The following is a 24,450-nucleotide window of genomic DNA, read 5'->3' as shown; positions in this document are numbered from 1 at the left end:
ACGCCAAATTCTGACGCCGCCGTCTGCAAATCCTTAGTATTATAATGTATGTCGCCGCACGCCGTTTGGCACTCCCTTTGCCGAACGTCAGGTGGTGGGTTAGCGCAAAACAGTTTAACTTACGGTCCGCTCGCGCGCTGCAAGAAACCTCTTGCCGGCAATTCCCGGTCTGGTCATTTCCGCGGGCACTAATATTGCCTCAAGCTGTTCCGCACTCATCAGTTTTTTGGCAAGAATAAGCTGTTTTACTGATTTTCCCGTACTTATAGCTTCCTTGGCGATCAGTGACGCCTGCTCATAGCCGAGATGCGGCAACAAGGCCGTAACGATACCGATGCTGTTATTTACCATATCCTGACAGCGTTCTTTGTTGGCGATAATGCCGACGATGCATTTTTCATTAAAAACTTTTATTACATTAGTGAAAATATTAAAGGAATTAAACAAATTGTACGCAATCACCGGCCCCATTACATTAAGCTCAAACTGCCCGGCCTCGACTGCCAGGCCAATAACATGGTCATTGCCGATTACCTGGAAGGCGACCTGGTTAACCACTTCCGGCATAACCGGGTTTACTTTTCCCGGCATTATTGACGATCCTGGCTGCTGCGCCGGCAGTTGGATTTCATAAAGCCCGCATTTGGGCCCAGAGGCCATAAGCCGTAAATCGTTAGCGATTTTTGACAAGGCCAGCGCCGCGATTTTCAGCATGGCTGACATTTCCGCCAAGTCGTCCGTATTCTGGGTAGCATCTACCAGATTAGCGGCCGAAACAAATTTTTCACCGGTTAACCGGCTAATTTCAGCTACCACCCGCTCAATATATTCCAACTCGGCATTCAGCCCGGTTCCGACTGCCGTTGCGCCCATATTGACGGTGCGCAGCCGCTGCGCGGCGCGTTCAATGCGGCCGGCCGAGCGCTTGACCACGTCGGCATAGGCCTGAAATTCTTGTCCCAACGTAATCGGTACAGCATCTTGCAGATGCGTGCGGCCGATTTTCACCACATCCTCAAACTCTTTAGCCTTGTTTTCCATGCTTTCTGCCAGTCTGGTCATTTCCTGCACCAGCAGCCTGGCTTTTTTTAGGGCGGTAATGCGTATCGCCGTGGGAACAACATCATTGGTCGACTGGGCCATGTTTACATGATTATTCGGGGAAACCAACGAATAATTACCCTTGCGGTTGCCTAGCAGTTCCAAGGCCCGGTTAGCGATCACCTCATTGGCGTTCATATTCATCGACGTTCCGGCGCCGCCCTGAATACAGTCAACAACAAACTGGTCATGCCATTTACCGGCAATTATTTCGTCACAAGCACTAATAATAGCTTTACCTATCCGGCTGTCGAGACGCCCGGTGCTCATATTGGCCACCGCCGCAGCCCGCTTAACTATCGCTAGGGAAATAATAAAATCCGCTTCCAGCCGCTGGCCGGTAATCGGAAAATTGCGTACCGCCCGTAAAGTTTGAACGCCATAGTAATCATGGTCAGCCAACGCTACCTCGCCTAAAAAGTCTTTTTCCAGCCGCACTGTTTTCACCTCGTTTGTGATTTTTTTCACCTAATTGTATTGTATCATGGATTTTGTATTTTGTATACAAAAATTTTGTGAATAATTAGCAAAAATAGCAGTAAACCATAAGTCCTTTGCCATTTCCGGCAAAGATATTCATGCCAATAAATTGGCGCCACAAAAACATGAAAAAATATTTTTTATATTTTCTATTTTAAAGTTATCGGTTTTCGGAGCAGGACTTGTGGGTTATGTTCGCGGCCGGACACGGTGGGTCGGTGTGGCGGCAAGCGGATCGTCGGGCCAGTAGTGCTTCGGGTAACGGCCGAGAAGGTCTTTGCGCACTTCGAAATAAGCGCCGCGCCAGAAGCTGGCTAGATCCCGCGTCACCTGCACCGGCCGATGCGCCGGCGACAATAGGTGCAAGGTAAGCGGCACGCGGCCGCGGGCAATCCGCGGCGTTTCGGTTAGTCCGAACATTTCCTGCAGTCGCACGGCCAGAACCGGGGCGGCCGGATCGCTATAATCAACCGGTATGCGCTGGCCGCTGGGAACAACGATATGGGTCGGAGCACACTCGTCCAGTTCCCGGCGCTGGTCCCAAGTCAGCGTCGATTCAATAATTGTTACAAGGTTCAAGCGTGCGAGACCGTCGCGGCCGCTGATGCCGTAAAGGTAGGGACCAAGCCAACTGTCAAGAGTTTCAATGAGAGCCTCATCACTCATATCAGGCCAGCCTGGCTCCAACCGGTGCATGAAGTTAATGCGCTGCCGCAGCTGGCTGGCCGCCCGCGTCCACGGCAAAATGTCCAGGCCGGCTTCGGCGATGCCGGCAAGCAGCGCTGCCAGCACATCTTCCGGCGCCGGATCGGCCACAGGAACTTCCCTAAGAATCAGCGCACCGAGCCGCTCGTATTTGCGGGCGCGCACGGCCTGCGCCGCCCGGTCCCAAACGACGGTAACCGTTTCTTCAATCTGGTCGGCAAAATGCTGTTTTAAAGTGGCGAAGTCAACCGGCGCCGCCAGTAAAATGCGGCTCTCCGTCCCCTGGTCGTCCAGTTCGGCCGCAACTAAGTACGGCGCGTCGGCCAAAGCCTGCATCCCGGCTACGGCGGCGCCACGGCCGCTCGCCAGGAGAAACCGGCCGTTTTCCCGGCGCTGGCCGATCCGGTCCGGGTAGGCAAACGCGAGCAGTAAGCCACAAGCATTAGTATCGCCCGCTTCTTGCCCGGCTATGCCAAATAAGCGCCGCAAGTAGTCAAGCTCGGCCCGCAGCCGCCGTACCGCCGCCCAATCAACCATATGGGCCGGATTGTCCCGTTCGGCTTGACCGGCAAGGCGGAGGGCTTCGACGCGCAGCCTTAGGTCCGCGTCGGAAGCGCCCCCACTGCTGCGCAGTATGTCCCGTTCGCTTAAAAGTACCGCCAGCTCGCAGGCCAATCCGCCCAAGCCGAGCGGTATGGCCCGGAGAACCATATGCGCCAGCCGGGGATGCAGCCCCATGGCGGCCATACGCCGGCCATGGGGCGTAACAGCGCCGTCCCGCCCCAGCGCGCCGAGTCGCTGCAACAGTTCCCGGGCTTGGGCGAAAGCGGCGGCCGGCGGCGGGTCAAGCCAGGAAAGTTCGGCCGGGTCGGCTACGCCCCAGACGGCCAGTTCAAGCGCCAGCGGCGCCAGATCAGCTTCCAAAATCTCCGGGGTATTGCGCGGAGCCAGCCGTGCATCTTCTTGTTTCGTCCAAAGCCGGTAACACACGCCGGGAGCGAGTCGCCCGGCCCGCCCCCGCCGTTGGTCGGCTACCGCCCGTGATACCATAGCGGTCTCCAGGCGGGTCATGCCCGTCCGCGGCGAAAAACGGGAAACGCGCATAAGCCCGCTGTCAATAACCGTCCGTACTCCCTCAACCGTTAAGCTGGTCTCGGCGATAGACGTGGCCAGCACGACTTTGCGCTGCCCCGGCGGACTAGGCGCAATCGCCAGGTCCTGTGCCGCCAGGGGCAGCATCCCGTAGAGCGGCGCCACGCGCACATTTGCGCCCAGACCGCGCGCGGCTATAGCCGCTTCAACCCGGCGGATTTCCGCCGCACCCGGCAGAAAAACGAGAATATCGCCCGGCGCGGCCGTAAGCGCTTCGATAATTGTATCAACAATGACTGTTTCGCGTCGTCCTTCTTCAACCGGGCGATCGAGGTAGCGGGTCTCGACCGGATAAGCAGCTCCCGTGCCGGTCAAAACCGGCGCGTCGCCTAAAAGCGCCGCCACCGGCGCCGCGTCCAGCGTGGCCGACATAACCAGCAGCCTTAGGTCGGGCCTGAGCACGGCTTGCGCCTGCAGACACATGGTCAGCCCCAGGTCAGCATGGATGTTGCGTTCGTGGAATTCGTCAAAAATCACCAGGCCAACGCCTTCGAGGGCCGGATCGGCCTGCAGCAGACGAGTCAACACCCCTTCGGTGATGACTTCGACACGGGTATTGGCGCCCACCCGGGTATCGAGCCGAACCCGGTACCCTACCGTCTCCCCTACCTGTTCCCCTAGAGACGCGGCCATATAGCGCGCGGCGGCCCGCGCCGCCAAACGGCGAGGCTCCAACATTAGAACGCGCTGTCCGGCCAGCCAGGGTTCGTCCAGTAAGGCCAACGGAATGCGGGTTGTTTTTCCGGAGCCTGGCGGCGCGACCAGTACCGCATTGGTCTGGCGGCGCAGTGCCTCCTTCAAGTCCGGGATGACCGGTTCGATAGGTAGATGCAGCAAAGAAGTCACCTCGTTGCCAGCAATTAACAGCAACCAGCCCTGGCCGCTTAGCCGAAGGCTGGTGCATTGGGGTCACAGCATATTGTTGAGAAAGGCCTGCGTCCTGGGATGGGCCGGACGGCTAAAAATTTCGGCCGGTGTTCCCGCCTCAATAATTTCGCCTTTATCCATGAAAACAACACGGCTCGCGACTTCCCGGGCAAAGGCCATTTCGTGGGTCACGACCAGCATCGTCATATGTTCTTCGGCCAGCTGCCGCATGGCCCGCAGCACTTCGCCGGTCAGTTCGGGATCCAAGGCCGAAGTCGGCTCGTCAAAAAGCATGATGTCCGGTTTCATGGCCAGCGCCCGGGCAATGGCCACCCGCTGCTTTTGGCCGCCGGAGAGCCTAGACGGATAGCTGTCCCGTTTGTCGAGAAGTCCCACCTTGCGCAGCAGTTCTTCCGCTTCCGGCACAATGTCCTCCCGTTTAACCCCTTTTACCACCAGCGGCGCTTCGATGACGTTTTCCAATACCGTCAAATGGGGGAACAAATTAAACTGCTGAAACACCATCCCCATCTTGCGGCAAATCCGCCGTGCCTGTTCTTCCGGTGCGTAGCAGATCTTACCGTCCGGGCCGGGGGCGGCCAGCACTTCCCCTTCGATCTCGATCGTCCCCCGGTCAATGGTTTCTAACCGGTTAAGACAGCGCAGAAAAGTGCTTTTTCCCGAACCGGACGGCCCGATAATGGCGACAACTTCGCCTTTTTGCACTTCCAGCGAAATACCTTTTAATACTTCTAATTTATGAAAACTTTTATGAATGTCGTTGACCTTAATCATCTGCATGGCTGCTAACTCCTATTCATCATATACCGCATACCGCTGCTCCAGTTTCTGGAACAGCCAGGTGAGCACCAGCGTCATAACCAGATAAAACACGGCAGCCACAATAAAGGCCGTTGTATTGAAATCACGCTGAACGATGGACCGAGCGGTTCTGAGCAGGTCATTCATCGCCAGGACGTAAATCAGGGATGTGTCCTTGACCAGGGTAATGGTCTCATTGCTCACCGGCGGCAATACCCGTTTTACTACCTGCGGCAAAATGATGCGGCGCATGGTCTGGACATAGGTCATGCCGAGGGCCTTGGCGGCTTCATACTGTCCGCGATCAATCGATTGGATCCCGGCGCGGAAAATCTCGGCAAAATAGGCGGCATAGTTGAGAACAAAGGCCACCACCGCCGCCGGAAAGTCAGGCAGCCTGACGCCGATATAGGGAATAAAGGGCAAGCCAAAATACACAAACAGCAGCTGGAGCATCAGCGGCGTTCCCCTGAGCAGCCAAATATATACCCCCACCGCCCCCCGCAGCACTCCGAACCGGGAAATACGGGCCAGGGCCAGTAGTAGTCCCAGCGGCAAGGAAAGAACAATGGTCACAAAAAACATCTCAAGCGTCACCGCTGTCCCGGCCAGCATGGGATCCAAAATTTCCATCACATACGTCATCAAAGTCTCTCCTGTCTAAGCTACATGGCATAAATATTACCACAAAATACGAAAACATTGAAGTGTATCCACAGAGCTATCCTTGCCAATAAATTGGCACCACAAACGATGAATAAGATATTGAAGCAGTTCTAGCGCGACAACTGTCGCGCGCGTAGCCTTTTGCGTTCTTTGCGGCCTTCGCGGTTTTGTGCTTTGGAAAGCATAATATCCACGCGGCCATCCTGCATAAGAAAGGCCAATGGCGGGAAACCATCGGCCGTTTTTATCCATAACTATTTTACAATATCAGCGCCAAACCATTGCTTGGAAATTTTTGCCGCCGTACCGTCCTTTTTCATCTCGTCCAGCACTTTTTGCAGCTTATCCAGCAGTTCTTTGTCATCTTTTCTGAGACCTACGCCATACTCTTCCGAGCCAAAGTTGTCAGCAAGGATGGCATATTCGCCCGGCTTCTTGGCGATATAATAGCGACCGACAATTTCATCCACCACGACCGCGTCAAGCCGCCCGGCTTTTAAGTCCATGAGCGCCGCCACATTATCAGGGTACTTTTTCAGCTCTTTAAAGCTCTTAAGGGCAGCCGCATCTTTTTCCACTGCCTCAACGCTGCTGCTGCCGTCCTGCACCCCTACGACCTTGCCGGCCAAATCGGCCTTGCTCTTAATCGGCGAGTTGGCATTTACCACGATAATTTGGCGGTTTTCCATATACGGTTTGGTAAAAGCGATATTTTCTTTCCGTTTCTCGGTAATGGTCAGACCGTTCCACAGCACATCCACCCGTTTGCCGTTCAGCTCGGCTTCCTTGCTGTTCCAGTCAATCGGCTTAAATTCTACTTCCATGCCCAGCCGCTTGGCTGCTTCCTTGGCCATATCCACATCGAAACCAACAATATTGTTTTTGTCATCGCGGAACCCCATCGGCGGGAAGTTGTCATCAAGCCCGACAACAATCTTTTTCTTCGTCGCGCCGCCGCAACCGGCCACAAGCAGGCCAACCAACAGCAGTACAAGCAGGGATTTAACAAGTTTTCGCATTGTTTATTCCTCCACTCCCAAGCAATCTCACGTCCCATTTTACTTTAATATATTAAAATATAGAAGCAATAAAAACTGGCTTCCTGACAAACTAGCCCTGCCGTGTATAAAAAATCGCGCGTTTTCGTCCAAAATCATACGTTTACTTTTCTTAGCCGCGTAGCGGCCGAATTCCTATAAATAAAACTTCGCTGTTCCGGGTTTTATAGCGCTGATGAATTTTCAAAATTTTTTCTTTGAAAAAAGGAATTCTGACAAAAACCACCGAATTGTAGAAATAATTTACAAAATATGACTCTCCGTCAGGAGGTAAACAATGGCGCCGACGGCAAATTGCATATTCACTCGACCGTCTGCGGACAAGGCGATGCTTCGGCAGCAATTTATCGACCGCCTTGCCGCCCTCTATGGAAAAACATTGGACGAAGCCAGTGAACTTGATATTTACAATGTCATTGCTAGCATGGTGCGCGAAGAAATCAACCGCCGCTGGGCAGTGACCAACCGTTACTACAAAGAACGCAAAGTCAAACAGGTTTATTATTTTAGCATGGAGTTTTTAATTGGCCGCCTGCTGACCGCCAACATGTTAAATCTCGGCATTTATGGTCTGTACAAGGAAGCGCTGGCCGAACTCGGCGTTGATATCGACCGTATCGAACAACAGGAACAGGACGCGGGGCTGGGCAACGGCGGATTAGGCAGGCTGGCGGCATGCTTTTTGGATTCGCTCGCCTGCATGAACTACGCCGGTCACGGGTGCGGCATTCGCTACAAATATGGGCTGTTTGAACAAAAAATTATTGACGGTCACCAGTTTGAACTGCCCGACAACTGGCTGAAAGAGGGCTACCCCTGGGAAGTGCGCAAAGCTGACAAAGCGGTCACCGTACGCTTCGGCGGCCAAGTCCGCCTGGAAGAAAGCGGCGGACGGCTTGTTGCCGTACACGAAAACTACGAAGCGGTTAAGGCCGTGCCCTACGACATCCCGGTGGTGGGCTGCAACAACAAAACAGTGAACACCCTGCGGCTGTGGAGCGCCGAAACCGATAAACCCGATTTTGACTTTTCCACTTTTAGCCGTGGCAATTATTTAAAAGCCATGGAATATAAATACGCCGTTGAAGCCATTTCCCAAATCCTTTATCCTGACGACACCTACCAAGAAGGCCGCCTGCTCAGGCTCAAACAGCAATATTTCCTAGTCTCCGCCGGTCTGCAAAGCATCGTGCGACGCTATAAGAAGCTGGGCGAAAACTTGCACTTTTTGCCCGACTATGTCGCCATCCACATCAACGACACCCACCCGGCGCTAGTCGTGCCTGAACTTATGCGCATCCTCATGGATGAGGAAGGTCTCGGCTGGGACGAAGCTTGGCGCATTACCACGGGCTGCGTGTTTTACACCAACCACACTGTTATGCCGGAGGCGCTGGAAAAATGGCCTACGGATATGCTGCGTTCGCTGCTGCCGCGCATTTACATGATTATCGAGGAAATAAACGAGCGCTTTTGCCGCGAACTGTGGCGCAGCTATCCAGGCGACTGGGAACGGATCCGCCGCATGGCAGTCATCGCCGACAATATGGTGCATATGGCCAATCTTGCCGTTGTCGGCAGCGCCAGCGTCAACGGCGTGGCCAAAATTCACACCGAGATCCTCAAAAAAGACGTGTTTAAACTCTTTTATGAATATTGTCCTCATAAGTTCAACAACAAAACCAACGGCGTAACCCACCGGCGCTGGCTGGCCAAAGCCAATCCGCTTTTGGCGCGGCTGCTTGACGAAACCATCGGTCCTGCCTGGCTCAACCATCCCGAGGATTTAGTATTTCTCCATCCGTATGCATCCGACCCTGCCTTTCAGGCCAGGTTCGCCAAGGTCAAACAGTTCAACAAAGAACGGCTCGCTGCATATATCCAAGACCGGTTAGGCTTGGCGATCGACCCCTGTTCAATTTTCGACATCCAAGTCAAACGCATTCACGCTTATAAACGCCAGCTGCTCAATATATTGCACATTCTTCACTTGTATGACCGTCTGACCGCGCAACCGGATCTTGATATAGTGCCGCGCACCTTTATCTTCGCCGGCAAGGCCGCGCCCGGCTACTATTTCGCCAAGCGCATCATCAAGCTTATCAACGATGTGGCCGCGCTGGTCAACAGCGACAAGCGGATTTGCGACAAGCTCAAAGTCGTCTTTCTGGAAAACTACAATGTATCGCTAGCTGAGCTAATTATCCCTGCCGCCGACCTTAGCGAGCAAATTTCCACGGCCAGCCGTGAAGCCTCGGGTACCGGCAACATGAAGTTCATGATGAACGGCGCCATAACCATCGGCACGCTGGACGGCGCCAACATCGAGATTAAAGAGGCGGTCGGCGACGACAACATTATCATCTTTGGCCTGACGGCCGGCGAAGTACTAAACTACTACAAAAACGGCGGCTACAACGCCTGGCAGGAGTATCATGGCGACAAGCGCGTAAAAGCGGTGCTAGACAGACTGCTTACCTGGGAAGATTCGCGGCTAATATACGACACTGTGCTCAACAACAACGACGAATTTTTCGTGCTTAAAGACTTTTCAACATACATCGAAGCCCAAGAACGCGCCGCCAAGTATTATCAGGACAGCGGTAAATGGTGGAACATGGCCATCCATAACGTAGCCTATGCCGGCTATTTTTCCAGCGATCGCACGATCGCCGAATACGCCATCGGGCTCTGGCGCCTCAACCGGGCCGTCATTGTCGACTCAGGGGGGCAGTGACGTGCAAGTATTGCCGCTGGACGACAACAATTTGTATCTATTCAATGAGGGAACGCACCATTTTGCCTACCGCTTGCTTGGGGCCCATCTTGTCGAACAAGACGGTCAGCACGGCGTGCGCTTCGCTGTGTGGGCGCCCGCAGCGCGCGCGGTGAGCGTTATCGGCTCCTTTAACAGCTGGAATGGTGACAAAAATCCGCTTACGCCTGTCGGCAATTCAGGCGTATGGGCCGGCTTTGTCCCTGCCATCGGGCCAGGCGAGCTGTACAAATACCGGATTGTAACCCCGTCAGGCGCGGCCGTATTAAAGGCCGACCCCTACGCCTTTCAGGCGGAGCTTAGACCTAACACGGCTTCGATAGTGTGCGACCTGTCAGGCTACCACTGGCAAGACAGCGACTGGCGCGCCCAGCAAGTCGCCCGACCGCTGTACGATCGGCCGCTTTTGATTTACGAAGTTCACCTCGGCTCTTGGCGGCGAAAAGCAGGCGGCAAATGGCTTAATTATCGCGAACTTGCTCACGAACTGGCCGATTACGCCGCCGGTATGGGCTACACCCATATCGAGCTGCTGCCGCTTGCCGAACACCCATTCGATGGGTCATGGGGCTACCAGGCTACGGGCTACTACGCGGTCACCAGTCGCTACGGCACACCCCACGACTTTATGTACTTCGTTGACTATTGCCACCAAAAAGGCCTAGGCGTCATCATTGACTGGGCGCCAAGCCATTTTTGTATGGACGAGCACGGTCTGGCGGCCTTTGACGGCACTAGGCTGTATGAAGGCGATTGGTGGCGTCGGGAAAATCGCCAGTGGGGCACGGCCAACTTTGACCTGGGCCGGCCGCAGGTAGTAAGTTACCTTATTGCCAATGCCGTATTCTGGTTTGACGTTTATCACGTCGATGGCCTGCGCGTTGACGCTGTCGCCAACATGCTGTATCTGGACTATGGCCGCGGCCATGGCGAATGGCAGCCTAACCGCTACGGCGACAACTGCTACCTTGAGGGAGTGGCGTTTCTCAAAAAACTTAACGAAACAATTTTTCATTATTTCCCTTACGGTCTGATGATTGCCGAAGAATCTACCGCTTGGCCGCTGGTATCGCGGCCGACCTATCTTGGCGGACTAGGTTTTAATTTTAAGTGGAACATGGGTTGGATGAACGATGTCCTAAAATACATGCAGCTAGACCCTATCTTTCGCAAGTACCACCACTACCTGCTTACCTTCTCCTTAATGTATGCTTTTGCCGAAAACTTTATCCTGCCCTTTTCCCACGATGAAGCAGTACATGGCAAAAAGTCGCTCCTTGATAAAATGCCAGGCGACTACTGGCAAAAATTTGCCAACTTGCGTTTGTTATATGCTTATTGGCTGGCTCACCCCGGCAAAAAACTATTATTTATGGGCAGCGAGTTTGGTCAATTCAGCGAATGGAAATATAATGACAGTTTGGACTGGCATCTGCTAGGTTACGATATGCACCGCAAGCTCCATGCTTTTGTGTCCAGGCTCAATTGGTTTTACCGCCAACACCGCGCGCTGTGGGAATGCGACCATGTAATGCAAGGGTTTAAATGGATAGACTGCTGTGACAGCGAACAAAGCGTGCTCGTATTTTTGCGGCAAGACCAGCATGGCGATTTTATCATCATCGCCTGCAATTTTACGCCGGTCGTGCGGTGCAATTACCGTATCGGCGCGCCGGCGCCGGGAATTTATCAGGAAATTTTTAACAGCGATGAAGAAGTGTTTGGCGGTTCAGGGCAGACCAATCCGCCCCTTACGGCTGAGGCACTGCCCTGGCACGGCGAGCCGTACTCGCTGACTGTTACGCTGCCGCCGCTTGCCGCCATTTTTCTAAAACCAGTTCCCGCATAGATATTCATGTCAATAAATTGGCGCCACAAGCACTGGAAAACATTAGTCCTCCACTTTCCGCTCACCACTTTCCTCAGGTAGCCCACAATAACGGGAGGTGTGAATCCATGCGCCGTATAAACTGCGTCGCCATGCTGCTAGCCGGCGGCCAAGGCAGCCGCCTGGGCGTGCTCACCCGCCATCTCGCCAAACCTGCCGTCCCGTTCGGCGGCAAATACCGCATTATTGACTTTACGCTCAGCAATTGTGCCAACTCCGGTATCAAGGTCGTCGGCGTGCTCACTCAGTATAAGCCATTGGCGCTGCACAGCTACATCGGCATTGGCAGCGCCTGGGACTTAGACCGCATGGACGGAGGAGTATTTATCCTGCCGCCATATTACCAGGAAAGCGGCGGCGAGTGGTATAAAGGCACCGCTGACGCCATCTACCAAAATTGGAATTTTATCGAGCACTTTGACCCCTACCTTGTCCTGGTATTATCCGGCGACCATATCTACAAAATGAATTACGCCGACCTTATCGCCTACCACCTGCAAAAAGAAGCAGAAGCGACCATCTCGGTACTTACGGTGCCCTGGCACGAAGCCAGCCGGTTTGGCATCATGACCACGGCAGCTGACGGCCGCATCACCGCTTTCAGCGAAAAACCCGCCCGGCCAGACAGTAACCTGGCATCTATGGGCATATACGTGTTTAATGCCGCCGTGCTAAAAAAACACCTTGACCTCGATGCGCACGACAATACTTCCAGCCATGATTTCGGCAAAGACGTCATCCCGAAAATGCTTGGCGACGGTCGGCGTATGTTTGCTTATCATTTTCACGGCTACTGGAAAGACGTCGGTACGGTGGAAAGCCTGTGGGAAGCCCACATGGACCTGCTGACCGACCGGCCGGCGCTTGATCTTTATGACCCTGCTTGGCGCATTTACGCCAAAACTTCTGTCCGCCCGCCGCATTATCTAGGGCCGGGCGCCCGCGTCAGCCGCTCAATCATTGGCGACGGCTGCCAAATCTTTGGCGAAGTGGAGCAATCGGTTATCTTTCCTGACGTATATATCGCGCCCGGCGCCAAAGTCAGCCAGGCGGTAATCATGCCGAACGTCAAAATTGAAGCAGGCGCCGTCATTACTAAGGCCATCATCGGCCGCAAAGCGATTGTCGGTCAAGACATGATCATCGGCGACGGCCGCACGGTTGCCGTCGTAGCAGAAAATCTAGCGGTGGCGCGTGGTCTGGAAATGATTGCCGCCTCACGGGAAACGGAGGGATAACAATGGCAGACATGGTCGGACTCATTAATCTCCATGAGCCAGAAGAAAAAGCGCTGGCCGAACTGACCGGGCACCGTCCGCTGGCCGCCGTGCCGTTCGGCGGCCGCTACCGCCTGATTGATTTTGCGCTGTCGAACATGGTCAACTCCGGCATCCGCAATGTTGGCATTCTCTTTAAACAAAAATACCGCTCGTTGTTTGACCACCTGCGGTCAGGCAAAGACTGGGACCTTGCGCGCAAGCACGGCGGCCTGATTATGCTGCCGCCGTCTGACCATGCGGACGATCGCGGCGACCTTGGCAATTTTTTTGCTAATCTGGAGTTTATCCGCCGCAGCCATGAGCCTTATGTCGCCGTTTCCGGCACGGCGACAGTATGCAACATCGACTTGCGCGAGGCACTTGCCGTTCATCGCGCCCATAGCGCCGATCTTACCATCGTTTACTGCGAACAACCGCGCCCAAAAGACTGCGCTGATACTACTTACGAACTGACCATTGACGCCGACGGACGCGTAAAAGATGTTGCGCTGGCCACTTCTAGCAGCGGCAAGCGGATCAACATCCCGCTGAACATGTTCATTTTGACGAAAGACGTACTTATCGACTTGGTGACTGCCGGCTCCGCCCGCGGCGATTACTGTTTTTTCCACCATGGCATTATTCAAAAGCTGCCCCGCCTTAAGGCGTATGCCTACCGCTTCTTGGGCCATGTCGCGCACATCAGCGGCATCGCGAGCTATCTTGACCACAATCTGGCGCTGCTTGATCCCGCTATCTGGCACGAATTGTTTTTCGCTTCCGGCGCCATACATACCAAATCTAAGGATGAACCGCCGACTAAGTACATAAACGGTGCCCTTGTCCGCAATTCGCTGGTCGCCAGCGGCTGCCTTATTGCCGGCCGCGTTGAAAGCAGCGTTTTATTCCGCAACGTAAAAATCGGCGCCGGCGCTGCCGTCAGCCGCAGCGTCATCATGCAGCGCTGCGTTATCGAACCAGGCGCCGTACTGGAAAACGTCATCTGCGACAAAGACGTGCACATCACCGCCGGCAAGCTGCTAAAAGGCGAACCTTGTTATCCGCTGGTGATCAAGAAAGGAGTGACTGTTTAGTCATGCTCAAGGTGTTGTTTGTGGCTTCTGAAGCCGCCCCGTTTGCCAAGTCCGGCGGTCTGGGCGACGTCGCCGGATCGCTCCCCAAAGCGCTAAGACGCCTCGGCATCGATGTCCGGCTTATGCTGCCCAAATACGCCGCTTTGCCGGCATCGTGCCGCTGCCAGCTCAACCACCAGGTGAGCTTCACTGTCAATGTGGGCTGGCGCCGCCAGTACTGCGGTCTGGAAACGCTGGATTACGGCGGATTGCCTGTGTATTTACTTGATAACGAATACTATTTTAAACGCCCCTCGCTGTACGGCTATTATGACGAGGCCGAACGCTTCGCTTTCTTTTGCCGGGCGGTTCTGACCAGCGTGCCTTACCTCGGCTTTGCGCCCGACATAATCCACCTCAACGACTGGCATACCGGCATGGTCGCGCCTATGCTGACGCAATACCGGCATGATACTATGCTCAAAAACACGCGCACCATTTTCACCGTCCATAACTTAACCTATCAGGGCATCTTCCCGAAAGAAATCCTTGCCGACTTATTGAACCTTGGGTGGGAGCATTTCACCATAGACGGCGTGGAATATTATGATAAGGTAAATTTTATGAAAGGCGGGTTATGCTATGCCGACTATCTTACCACCGTAAGCCCTACTTATGCCGAAGAAGTCCAGTATCCGTTCTTTGGCGAAGGATTATACGGCGTTATTCGGCGCCGCCGCGACAAATTTGTTGGCATCATTAACGGCATCGACTATGATGAGTACAACCCGGCTACTGATAAAAGTCTTGCTGTTAACTACACCGATGCAACGCCAGAGTTAAAACGCGAAAACAAGGTTCGCCTGCAGCAAATGCTTGGCTTGCCGGTGCGTGGCGACGTGCCGCTAGTGGCTATCGTTTCCCGCTTGGTCGCCGCCAAGGGTTTTGATCTGCTTGGCGCCGTGCTTGACGAACTAATGGCCATGGACATACAGCTTGTCGTCCTTGGCACAGGCGATACGCAGTACGAACATTTGTTTAGCCAGGCCGCCTGGCGCTATCCGGGCAAAGCAGCCGCCCACATCGGCTTTGATGATATTTTAGCCCGCCAGATTTATGCTGCCGCCGACTTGTTGCTCATGCCGTCGCTTGTTGAGCCTTGCGGCATCAGTCAGCTTATTGCGATGCGCTATGGCTGCCTGCCGCTGGTGCGTGAAACAGGCGGTCTGAAAGACACGGTTCAGCCGTACAATGAATATACCGGTGAAGGCTGGGGCTTTAGTTTTACCAATTACAACGCCCATGACATGCTCTATACCATCCGCCGCGCCCTTAATTTCTACCAGAATAAACAAGTGTGGACCAAACTTGTCCGAGCGGCCATGCAGCGCGACTATAGCTGGGATGCTTCCGCTCGCCGGTATACCGAGCTTTACCTGCAAGTTTGCGCGGGAGGCCAGCTATGAGCAGCGAAGCGGTGCTGCACGATTCGCGCGATCCTTTTTTCCGCAGTCCGCGCGGCGCGGTAAGCTGCCAAACGTGCGTCACCCTTCGCCTGGCTGTTTCGCCCGCCGACCAGCCGGACGAAGTGGTCTTGCGGCTGTGGCGCGACCACGGTGGCGAGGAGCTTATCCCCATGGCGCCTGCCGGAACGCGCAATGGATGGCTGATCTATGAAACCAGCATTACCACCCCTTCCTCGCCTGGTATTATCTGGTATTGCTTCCGGCTCGCTTCACCCAGCCGCATCTATTACTACGGCGACAATGCCGCTGCGCTGGGCGGCATCGGCCGCCAATACGACGTGCTGCCGCCGTCTTTTCAGATCACGGTTTACCGCCGCGACTTTTCTGTTCCTGCCTGGTTCAAACACGGCATTATCTATCAAATTTTTCCTGATCGGTTTTATAACGGTAATGCAGACGGCCGCGTGACCGGCGCCAAACCGGGCAGCCTTATCCATGCGCATTGGGACAACACGCCGTTCTACATTCGCGACGTTGGCAGCGGACACATCGTTGCCTATGATTTTTTTGGCGGTAACCTGCTGGGAATAATAAAAAAGCTGCCCTATCTGGCAGAACTTGGCGTAACTGTGCTGTACCTTAATCCAGTGTTTGCTTCGCCGAGCAACCACCGCTACGATGTTGCCGATTACCGTCAGATTGACAGCATGCTTGGCGACAATGACCTGTTCGCCAAGCTGTGCCAGGCCGCCCGCGCCCACGGCATGGCGATCGTACTTGACGGCGTATTCAGCCACACTGGCAGCGACAGCGTTTATTTCAATAAAAATGGTACTTATCCCGGCGTAGGCGCCTACCAATCCCCTGCTTCGCCGTATTTTCGGTGGTACCGCTTTCGCCGGCATCCCGACGACTATGAGTGCTGGTGGGGCATTGATACTCTTCCTAACGTCAACGAGCTTGAGCCGTCCTACCTCGACTTCATGGTAACCGGCGACGACAGCGTCGTCAAATACTGGCTGAAACTGGGCGCCAAAGGCTGGCGGCTAGATGTTGCCGATGAGCTGCCGGATGAGTTTATCAGACAGCTGCGCCAGGCGGTTAAAGCGGTCGATGCCGACGCGGTAATTATTGGCGAAGTGTGGGAGGACGCTTCGCGCAAGATAAGTTACGGCGCCCTGCGCGCCTATTTGAGCGGCGACGAATTGGATTCGGTCATGAACTATCCTTTTCGCGCAGCAGTAATCGGTTTTTTGCTCGGACATTTTACCGCCGCGCAGGCGCAGCAGCAGCTAGCCAGTTTATGGGAAAACTATCCTCCCGAACATTTTTATGCAGCCATGAACTTGCTCGGCAGTCATGATACTCCGCGCATCCTCACCGTTCTTGGGGAAGCGCCGCCGCCAGAAGCAATGTCCGCCGCTGCCCAGGCTAAATACCGCCTGCCGGCAGACAAGCGGCGGTTAGGCATCAGCCGCCTCAAGCTGGCGGTGCTCTGGCAAATGACTTTTCCTGGCATACCGTCGGTTTATTACGGTGATGAGGCAGGGGTTGAGGGCTATGCTGATCCCTTCAATCGCGGCCCCTTTCCATGGGGCCGCGAAGATGGTGAACTGCTTGCCTGGCACCAAAAACTTATTAATCTGCGCCGGCGTCATGCCGTGCTGCAGAGTGGCGAGTGGCTGCCACTTGCTACCGGCAACGACGATGTATATGGTTTTGTCCGCCGCATCACCGGTGGGTGCGATATATTCGGCCGGCCGGCACGCGACAACACAGCTATCGTGCTCATCAACCGCAGTTTATCAGCACCTGCTGACGTAACGCTCCCCGCCGGCCAGTGGACATCGGCCAGCACGCTTGTTGACGTTTTGGCTGGCGAACAAGACCTTCCGCTCACACACGGGGCAACAACCATCCATCTGCCGCCGCTTTCTGGCAAACTGCTCTTGTCCGATCTGGCCGCACCGTTTGAACGGGGCTGCGGCGTCCTGCTGCACATAACGTCCTTGCCGTCCCGCTACGGCATTGGCGACCTGGGACCGACAGCCCACCAATTTGTCGATTTCTTAGCCGATGCAGGACAAAAACTGTGGCAAATACTGCCGCTTAATCCTCCCGGCTATGGATATTCGCCATATCAAGGGACATCAGTTTTTGCCGGCAACCCGCTCCTTATCTCCCCCGATTTATTGGCCGATCAGGGACTAATCACCCAGGCCGAGCTTGATGCTGTCCCGTCGCTGGCTGACGACCGGCCAGACTTTGCCTGGGCTTTTGCGAACAAAGACCGGCTGCTCCGCCGCGCGTTCGCTAGATTTCGTGCGGCCAAACCCACTTTTGACTTCGAAGACTTTCTCGCTGGCAATGCTTTTTGGCTTGAAGATTTTGCTTTGTTTTCCGCCCTCAAGGCCAAATTCGGCGGGACCGCCTGGCATACCTGGCCAAAGCCTATTGCCCGCCGCAATAGGCAGGCGCTGGAGCGCTGCCGTCGCGATCTGGCTGAAGAAATCTCCTTTCACCAGTTTGGCCAATATGTTTTCTGGCAGCAAGCCAAGCTGCTTCGTCATTATGCCAACCAAAAAGGCATTATGCTGATCGGCGACCTTCCGATGTTCGTCGCCCACGATGCAAGCGATGTATGGGCTCAACCTGAGCTCTTTGCGCTTGATACACAGGGGCGGCCGACCAAAGTCGCTGGTGTACCGCCTGATTATTTCAGTGCCGATGGACAGCTATGGGGCAACCCACATTACAATTGGGACGCCATGGCCGTCGACAGCTACCGCTGGTGGCGCCGGCGTGTCCGCCACCTGCTCTCCTTGGTTGATATCATCCGTCTTGACCATTTCCGCGGGTTTGAGGCCTATTGGGAAGTGCCGGCCGACGCCGCCACCGCCCGCGACGGCCGCTGGGTAAAAGGTCCCGGCCATGCCCTATTTACCGCCTTGGCCGACGAACTTGGCGAACTGCCGTTTATCGCCGAAGACCTCGGCGTTATCACACCGTCAGTAATAGCCTTAAAAGAACGATACAACCTGCCCGGAATGAAAGTGCTGCAGTTTGCCTTTGACGGCGACGACAACGGTAAATGCTGGGCCTGTACGACCGAAAAAAATGTCGTTGTCTATACCGGAACGCATGACAACGACACCATTGTCGGCTGGTACCGCTCGCTGGCAGCGTTATCCCCGTCAGTTGCCAGCCACCTCCACCGCTGCCTGGGCCTAAGCGACCAACTTAGCAACAAGGACATCGCCTGGCAGTTTATCGAGCTTGCCTATCGCACCAACGCCAACACCGTAATTGTTCCCCTGCAGGACATTTTCGCGCTGGACAGCCGTGCGCGCATGAACATCCCTGGTACGGTCGACGGCAATTGGCAGTGGCGGTTCAGGCGCGATTGGCTCACGCGAAACCTGGCGCAGCAGTTGGCAGCCTTGGCAGCAAAATACCGTCGCTAGCTGTGCCGGCTTGCAGCCTTCAGCCGGCGCAGCTACTTTTTTTCCCCACAGACCGGACAGCCTTGCAGCCTTAGCGGCTTTTCCAATTGACTGCGCGCGAGCAACGCCTCATCATTAAACACTTCCATGGTAGGACCATCGGCAATAACCTTGCCCTCACTCAGTACGATCGTCCGCTCGCACAGGTCCAGCACCAGATCCAAATCATGGGTAGCGATAATTTTCGTATGATAAAACGACTTGAGGAGATTAATCAGCTGCCGTCTGGCCAGGGGATCGAGGCCGGCGCTTGGCTCGTCCATCACCAGGATATCAGGTTGCATGGCCAAGACGGTCGCGATCGCCACCGACCGTTTCTGGCCACCCGACAGTTTATAGGACGGGCGGTCTTTAAGTTCCACAGCGCCAACCGTTTCAAGCGCGGCGATGACCCGGCTTTCCACTTCCGCAGGCTCCAGTCCCAGGTTTAGCGGCCCAAAGGCAACGTCATCGTATACCGTTGGCATAAACAGCTGGTCGTCGGCGTTTTGGAAAACCAGACCGACACTGCGGCGGATAAACTTCAGGGTCTCTTTATTTACCGGGTAATCGCCAATCCGCACCGTCCCTTTGGTTGGCGCCAGCACCCCCGCCAGGTGCGACAAGAGCGTCGACTTGCCGGCGCCATTCGCGCCAACGATGGCGACCGCTTCGCCGTGGACGATTTTGAAAGTGATGCCGCGCAGCGCCGGCGTGTTATCAGGATAAACGTATTCAAGATCTTTTACTTCCACAATGTGATGGCTCATCAGTTGCCTCCCGTCAGCAAAACACCTAACCAATAAGAAATATTCACCAAGCGAACAGCCAGGAAAAAGGTAATCCAAGCACCGAGAAAAACAAGGTCCCGCAGCCGCAAGGGGTGCGACCGCAGGCCGCGAATTGTCCCGTCAAAGCCCCGGCACAGCATGGCCTGGTAAATGCGTTGGGCCCGGTCAAGGGTACGCAGCAGCAATACCCCGAGCAGCGACCCCCAGACCTTATAACCTACGCCGTTATCGGCCGATGCGCGTAAATTGTGGGCACGCAGCATGCGGATAAACTCATCGGTCAGTACATATAAGTACCGATACACAAATAAAATCTGGACAATAAACACGCGCGGCAGCCGCAGCTGTGCCAGCGCCATACAGATTGCGTCGATGCCGGTCGTGGCAATTAGCAGTAGCACGGCCGCCACGGCCAGGCTAAACCGAAGCAAAATAGAGAGAAAAGAAATCCAACCGCCGGACACGACGAGCGGCCCGGCCTGGACAAGCGGCATTTGGTCAAAGAGCGGATTGAAAATACCGATAAACACCACGAAGGGAAGGGCAAGGAGCAGCCTTTTCAGCAGCAGAATTAGCGGTATGTTACCAAGGCTCATTACAAAGACAGGGTAAAACACCATTGGCGCCAGGCTGGCAATGGCGTATTTAGGAAAAGAGGCAACCGTGACGACAAACACTAAAGCAGTAACCAGCTTGGCGCCAGGGTGAAGCCGGTGAATAAGGGAATCTTGGGCAGCCAGTTCATCCAGATGCCGCAGCTCAAGCCAACGCTTTTCAATGCTCGTCATGTAGCACTCCTACTTCCGCCTGCCCGCCGCCAGCTGCAGCGCCTTGCCAAACATCGCCGCCAGCAGCAGCGTCAACACCGAGCCGGCTACCCCCGCCAGGGAGGCGCCGAGGTCAACAGCCGGCCAGGCGCTCACCGCCTTGGCACTGACAGAGGCATTACCAGCTTCTTTTACGTTATAATCGGGAAACACCGCGATTTTTTGCTGCCACTCGGCAAGGACGCTGTGAATAATCCCCTGGGGCGCCGCCAATTCTTCCTGCCCGGTAGCCTTAAGGATTGACCACTCCAACCCATCCGGGTCGGCGGAAGCAAACCAGGACAATATTCCGCCGGTCACCACGGCCGCGGCAAAAATAGCGATTAGAAGAGGTTTTAGTGAGATGTTGTTCAGCGACTGGGCCTGGACCGCTTTTTGCAGAATTTCCGGCCGCTCCTTGGCAATGAATAAAACGACCGCGGTGGTTATCAGTCCTTCAACAAGACCAATCGCCAGATGAATCGGTTGCATCAACAGGACAAAGGAGGCGAATGGCAGTGCCGAAATCCCCGAAAAAACGGTTTCCAAGACCACGCCAAAGGCGCCGAGCTGGAGACCGATGACTGCCGCAATCATCGTCCCGGCGACAAGGCGCCCCTTGCCCGGATTTGCTCCCACGATTTTCTTGTAAATGAGCGGATAAGCAATATAACAAGGGAAAAACCCTAGATTGAAGATATTTGCGCCTAGAGCCAGCAGCCCACCGTCAGCGAAAAACAGAGCCTGAATGATGAGAATTGACGCCATGGTCAAAAACGCCGCGTGCGGCCCCAGCAAGATGGCGAGCAGCAAGCCGCCGCCCAGATGTCCGCTCGACCCGGTCCCCGGGATCGCAAAGTTTACCATTTGGGCGGCAAACACAAAAGCGCCCAATACCCCCATCAGCGGCACTTTGCTGTCGTCTAAGTCCTTCTGCAGTTTTTTCGCTGCATGGGTCGCCACACCGGCTGTCGTCGCCCACATCACTCCCCCCACCGCCGGGGAAATCAGTGCATCAACCATATGCATTCCGATCACTCTCCTTGTAACACCCAAAAATACCGGTAAAATAAAAAACCACGAAAGTACCCTTATTCGTTAAGGGATATGACCTTCGTAGCCAATTCAATTTAATTCACTTCGCTTGCCTAATTAATTAATACACTGCCGGCCTTCAGACCTGCTCATTTTTATTCGTTTTATTTTTATTCGCGATAAGAAAATACTTTCCTGCCGGCAGAAAAATTATTTTTCGCACATCGCCTCGTAACTAATCGTGGTGATGCCGGTGGAGAAAATTCACTCTGCCAGGCTATCCGACTGGAGCCGGTGTTTCAAGCGATAGGACGGTCCATGGGTATCAATGACGTGCGACTTATGGATCACGCGATCAACTACCGCAGCAGTCAACATTGGGTCACCGAAGATTGTTGCCCACTGGCTCAACTCAAGATTGCTGGTGATAATAAGACTTGCCCGCTCATACCTTGATGCGATAACTTGAAATAATAGTTCGGCGCTAGGCCGGGACAACGTGAGGTATGACAGCTCATCAATAATTAATAAATCGATCTGGCCGAGTAGTTGCGCCAATTTTACATAGCGGCGCTGTTCTTGCGCTACTAAAAGCTTATGTATCAACTCCGAAGCAGTATAAAATTTCACCCTGTAACCCCGGTTACAAGCCAGCAAACCTATAGATATGGCCAGATGGGTTTTCCCTGTTCCCGGATTACCGATCAAAACAATATTCTCTTTACGGGAGATGAAATCACCCTCACCAAGCTGTTCAACCAGAGAGCGGTTAATCCGAGGCGAGTGTTTAAAATCAAAGGTATCTAATGTTTTGATTGCAGGAAATCCAGCTTTACGAATTTGGCGTTTTGGGGGTCGTTCTTTTGCTAAGCTACTTTTATTCCGGCCATTAGCGCCTGATGCTACTAAGTGCAAATTGGCCTTCGCAAGCGCAAGCAGCGCAAAACTGGTATGAACAACTTCAGTGGATTTTTTATCCAATTCACTTGTCCAACGGCCATCAGGTTTTTGGAGAGCTACCAATGTATCGGCCATATCGGTGTACCAGTCATTCGTCCCAATAAAAATAATGTGCGGCTCGATAACGCAACCACTGGCCATACTGTATAAATAATAATAGTACCAACTATCACGAATACCTGGCGATAACTCGATAATGTAGTTGGTATTTAACCAGTCCAAAGCATGGCCAACCAGACTTTTAACCTGCGCCTGGTCATCCGGATCGGCAGCAAGCGCGTTAATCGCTTTAAGGCCTGCTAGCGCCGCGGCCGTCATACTATGCCGAATACCGCCTCTATTGAACCAGGAATAATCACCCAAACCATACGTGTAACTTCCGTCATTATTAATATCATGGTTTCGCTGATACCACCTGACCGCCCTGCTCCACGTTTCCCGCGGCGCCGCTAGCCCCCACGCGGCGGCGGCATATAATGCCAATAGAGCATATTGCGTACTGGAACCGTCGGCCGCTTCTGAAACACTGGTAAAACCCCAGCCGCCATAGGACAATATTTCGTCCGGATTATGGCCCTGCGCCTGAATCAGCCACTCAGTGTCGGATTGTACCCTGCTTACAATATCCGGCGTTTTTTCCCCGTTGGCGACCAGCGCCATAACAGTTAACGAACGGAAATAGCCATTGTCCACCGGGGCAGAATTTAAGATGTAAGCGATCGCCTGTTTAACCGCCGCGTCTTGATTTGCTACATTGTTATAAAGCAGCGCCATTACGGCTAAACAAGTTGAACCGACCCCCCATTTGCCATAACTACCATCGGCGTTTTGCTGCGCCATAAGCCATAGTACGCCATTTTTTATCGCTTTATCTATCTGCTGCCGGGTAGCCATATAACTTCCCCCCTTTTTCGCCCTATTTAAGCTTATGTTTGAAGTAGGAATTTAAGCGAGTGCACCAGCCGCGCTCGCTTTTTTACAGCATAACGTGCCCTGCGGCAAACTTTTTACATTTTCACGCGCTGACACACCTCCACAACAAACAGCATAGTCTGTATTAAGAAAATAACCACCTTATGTTCCAAACAACATGGCCGCAAAAATTCTGCTTTTTTTCGATAGGTTCGCACCTTTCGCGATAATAAGCATATTATGTACTAAGAAAATAACTACCTTATGTACCAACAACATAAAATTTACGATATAACCTCGAGGGAGGGGGGATAACCGGTAACTAAATTCCTTTGCTTACCTAAACCTGAGTGATAAATTAATTAGGAGGTCGTATTATGACAGAAGAATACAAATTAGAAGTACCCGCCTTTGCCAGTCTCAGACCCGATGGTTTACTTTGTGACCCCCTCCTAGGACCTTGCAACGAGTGCTGCGCCAAGAGTCAAAACGCAACTTGCAATATTGCGACAGGAAGGACAGTGCCAGGCAATGTGCCGAACCATCCTGAGACCAATTGCAGCTGCCATGATATTTGCGTCCAGGAAGTCACCCATCTTTGTACCCATGTGGTTAACGTCGACCTTCCCTATCCACCTGTCGGCAGATGCCGGATAAATTTGCCGCCAGGTGTTAACTTTCCGACACTTACCCCAAACCAAGTTTGCCAAGTTGTGCTTACCTGCGCCGAGGAAGAACTGGCTAGCGACTGTAAGTCTGTTAATGTCGAAGTCGGGCTAATGATTATCTGTCCGTCCGGTCAAGGGGCAGTAGCCCTGCCAACCTGTGTCAGGTTTACCTGCGATGCCAGCAACACCTTCAGCTTCGCTACCTGTACCAAAGTTCCCGATGCAGATGCAATGAAAGAAATTATCAGCAAGACCGACGGTTCCTGCATTAAAGTCGTACTACAAGCCAATGTCAACGCCACCGGTGATAAGATCGAGCTCAGAGGCAAAATCATTGACAAACTATGGCGCCACGAAAACCTGTGGGTCATGGCCGTCCAGCCCTATCCTGAAATTCCGAACTTTACACAGTTCACGGTCAAAACTGAGATTACCACCTTCAACCATAACTTTGGGCCTTGTAACAGCGTCACCTGTCCATAG

The 24,450-nt window shown here is 53.9% G+C and carries 16 protein-coding genes; 7 read left to right on the top strand and 9 right to left on the bottom strand.

Features of this window, described 5'->3' with window-relative positions; translation table 11 throughout:
- Positions 1 to 114 precede the first annotated feature (114 nt).
- From TCARDRAFT_RS03890 to TCARDRAFT_RS03870, 5 genes are all read right to left on the bottom strand, one after another.
- Positions 115 to 1,539: an aspartate ammonia-lyase gene (locus TCARDRAFT_RS03890; protein WP_007288698.1), complete on the bottom strand. Its 1,425-nt coding sequence runs from the start codon at positions 1,537 to 1,539 to the stop codon at positions 115 to 117.
- A gap of 231 nt (positions 1,540 to 1,770) precedes the next feature.
- A complete protein-coding gene (hrpB, locus tag TCARDRAFT_RS03885; RefSeq protein WP_232199089.1) occupies positions 1,771 to 4,284 on the bottom strand; it encodes an ATP-dependent helicase HrpB in 2,514 nt (837 codons plus the stop codon).
- Between the two features lie 63 nt (positions 4,285 to 4,347).
- Positions 4,348 to 5,106, bottom strand: a complete 759-nt coding sequence (locus tag TCARDRAFT_RS03880) for an amino acid ABC transporter ATP-binding protein (protein ID WP_007288696.1) — start codon at positions 5,104 to 5,106, stop codon at positions 4,348 to 4,350.
- Between the two features lie 12 nt (positions 5,107 to 5,118).
- Positions 5,119 to 5,772, bottom strand: coding sequence for an amino acid ABC transporter permease (locus TCARDRAFT_RS03875; RefSeq protein WP_007288695.1), 654 nt, complete (start codon positions 5,770 to 5,772; stop codon positions 5,119 to 5,121).
- A 275-nt stretch (positions 5,773 to 6,047) separates the two neighbouring features.
- On the bottom strand, positions 6,048 to 6,812 hold the full coding sequence (locus tag TCARDRAFT_RS03870; RefSeq protein ID WP_007288694.1) for an amino acid ABC transporter substrate-binding protein: 765 nt from the start codon (positions 6,810 to 6,812) through the stop codon (positions 6,048 to 6,050).
- A 316-nt stretch (positions 6,813 to 7,128) separates the two neighbouring features.
- On the opposite strand from TCARDRAFT_RS03870, the gene TCARDRAFT_RS03865 reads away from it, so the two are divergent.
- From TCARDRAFT_RS03865 to TCARDRAFT_RS03840, 6 genes are all read left to right on the top strand, one after another.
- Positions 7,129 to 9,588 (top strand): glycogen/starch/alpha-glucan phosphorylase, encoded by a 2,460-nt coding sequence (locus tag TCARDRAFT_RS03865; protein WP_007288693.1) that lies wholly within the window; start codon positions 7,129 to 7,131, stop codon positions 9,586 to 9,588.
- A gap of 1 nt (position 9,589) precedes the next feature.
- On the top strand, positions 9,590 to 11,476 hold the full coding sequence (glgB, locus tag TCARDRAFT_RS03860) for a 1,4-alpha-glucan branching protein GlgB (protein WP_040683011.1): 1,887 nt from the start codon (positions 9,590 to 9,592) through the stop codon (positions 11,474 to 11,476).
- Positions 11,477 to 11,583: 107 nt separating this feature from the next.
- Positions 11,584 to 12,753, top strand: coding sequence for a glucose-1-phosphate adenylyltransferase (locus tag TCARDRAFT_RS03855; RefSeq protein ID WP_007288691.1), 1,170 nt, complete (start codon positions 11,584 to 11,586; stop codon positions 12,751 to 12,753).
- Between the two features lie 2 nt (positions 12,754 to 12,755).
- Entirely contained in the window at positions 12,756 to 13,868 is a 1,113-nt protein-coding gene (glgD, locus tag TCARDRAFT_RS03850) for a glucose-1-phosphate adenylyltransferase subunit GlgD (protein WP_007288690.1), read from the top strand.
- Between the two features lie 2 nt (positions 13,869 to 13,870).
- Positions 13,871 to 15,313, top strand: a complete 1,443-nt coding sequence (gene glgA, locus TCARDRAFT_RS03845) for a glycogen synthase GlgA (protein WP_007288689.1) — start codon at positions 13,871 to 13,873, stop codon at positions 15,311 to 15,313.
- Entirely contained in the window at positions 15,310 to 18,777 is a 3,468-nt protein-coding gene (locus TCARDRAFT_RS03840; protein ID WP_007288688.1) for a bifunctional glycogen debranching protein GlgX/4-alpha-glucanotransferase, read from the top strand. Before glgA ends, TCARDRAFT_RS03840 begins: the two co-directional genes overlap by 4 nt.
- Before the next feature lie 32 nt (positions 18,778 to 18,809).
- Here TCARDRAFT_RS03840 and TCARDRAFT_RS03835 read toward each other — a convergent pair whose 3' ends face one another.
- The 4 genes from TCARDRAFT_RS03835 to istB form a co-directional block, all read right to left on the bottom strand.
- Positions 18,810 to 19,565: an energy-coupling factor ABC transporter ATP-binding protein gene (locus TCARDRAFT_RS03835; protein ID WP_007288687.1), complete on the bottom strand. Its 756-nt coding sequence runs from the start codon at positions 19,563 to 19,565 to the stop codon at positions 18,810 to 18,812.
- The gene (gene cbiQ / locus TCARDRAFT_RS03830; protein WP_007288686.1) at positions 19,565 to 20,374 is read right to left on the bottom strand and encodes a cobalt ECF transporter T component CbiQ; all 810 of its coding nucleotides are present in this window, start codon (positions 20,372 to 20,374) and stop codon (positions 19,565 to 19,567) included. Before cbiQ ends, TCARDRAFT_RS03835 begins: the two co-directional genes overlap by 1 nt.
- 9 nt (positions 20,375 to 20,383) lie before the next feature.
- Positions 20,384 to 21,421, bottom strand: coding sequence for an energy-coupling factor ABC transporter permease (locus TCARDRAFT_RS03825; RefSeq protein ID WP_007288685.1), 1,038 nt, complete (start codon positions 21,419 to 21,421; stop codon positions 20,384 to 20,386).
- Between the two features lie 270 nt (positions 21,422 to 21,691).
- Positions 21,692 to 23,281: an IS21-like element helper ATPase IstB gene (istB, locus tag TCARDRAFT_RS15230; RefSeq protein WP_007288684.1), complete on the bottom strand. Its 1,590-nt coding sequence runs from the start codon at positions 23,279 to 23,281 to the stop codon at positions 21,692 to 21,694.
- 395 nt (positions 23,282 to 23,676) lie between these two features.
- Here istB and TCARDRAFT_RS03815 point away from each other — a divergent pair, with 395 nt between their 5' ends.
- Positions 23,677 to 24,450: a hypothetical protein gene (locus TCARDRAFT_RS03815; protein ID WP_007288683.1), complete on the top strand. Its 774-nt coding sequence runs from the start codon at positions 23,677 to 23,679 to the stop codon at positions 24,448 to 24,450.

The sequence above is a fragment of the Thermosinus carboxydivorans Nor1 genome (assembly GCF_000169155.1).
Lineage (GTDB): Bacteria > Bacillota > Negativicutes > Sporomusales > Thermosinaceae > Thermosinus > Thermosinus carboxydivorans.
Note: the sequence above shows the minus strand (reverse complement) of the source record. Positions and strands in the feature narration are given on the sequence as shown.

Excerpts from the sequence above, each read along its gene's own strand:
- glgA (WP_007288689.1), top strand. The coding sequence starts at position 13,871 with ATGCTCAAGGTGTTGTTTGTGGCTTCTGAAGCCGCCCCGTTTGCCAAG.
- TCARDRAFT_RS03865 (WP_007288693.1), top strand. The coding sequence starts at position 7,129 with ATGGCGCCGACGGCAAATTGCATATTCACTCGACCGTCTGCGGACAAG.
- TCARDRAFT_RS03840 (WP_007288688.1), top strand. The coding sequence starts at position 15,310 with ATGAGCAGCGAAGCGGTGCTGCACGATTCGCGCGATCCTTTTTTCCGC.
- TCARDRAFT_RS03870 (WP_007288694.1), bottom strand. The coding sequence starts at position 6,812 with ATGCGAAAACTTGTTAAATCCCTGCTTGTACTGCTGTTGGTTGGCCTG.
- TCARDRAFT_RS03825 (WP_007288685.1), bottom strand. The coding sequence starts at position 21,421 with ATGCATATGGTTGATGCACTGATTTCCCCGGCGGTGGGGGGAGTGATG.
- TCARDRAFT_RS03835 (WP_007288687.1), bottom strand. The coding sequence starts at position 19,565 with ATGAGCCATCACATTGTGGAAGTAAAAGATCTTGAATACGTTTATCCT.
- TCARDRAFT_RS03855 (WP_007288691.1), top strand. The coding sequence starts at position 11,584 with ATGCGCCGTATAAACTGCGTCGCCATGCTGCTAGCCGGCGGCCAAGGC.
- istB (WP_007288684.1), bottom strand. The coding sequence starts at position 23,281 with ATGGCTACCCGGCAGCAGATAGATAAAGCGATAAAAAATGGCGTACTA.
- TCARDRAFT_RS03815 (WP_007288683.1), top strand. The coding sequence starts at position 23,677 with ATGACAGAAGAATACAAATTAGAAGTACCCGCCTTTGCCAGTCTCAGA.
- TCARDRAFT_RS03875 (WP_007288695.1), bottom strand. The coding sequence starts at position 5,772 with ATGACGTATGTGATGGAAATTTTGGATCCCATGCTGGCCGGGACAGCG.
- cbiQ (WP_007288686.1), bottom strand. The coding sequence starts at position 20,374 with ATGACGAGCATTGAAAAGCGTTGGCTTGAGCTGCGGCATCTGGATGAA.
- glgD (WP_007288690.1), top strand. The coding sequence starts at position 12,756 with ATGGCAGACATGGTCGGACTCATTAATCTCCATGAGCCAGAAGAAAAA.
- TCARDRAFT_RS03880 (WP_007288696.1), bottom strand. The coding sequence starts at position 5,106 with ATGCAGATGATTAAGGTCAACGACATTCATAAAAGTTTTCATAAATTA.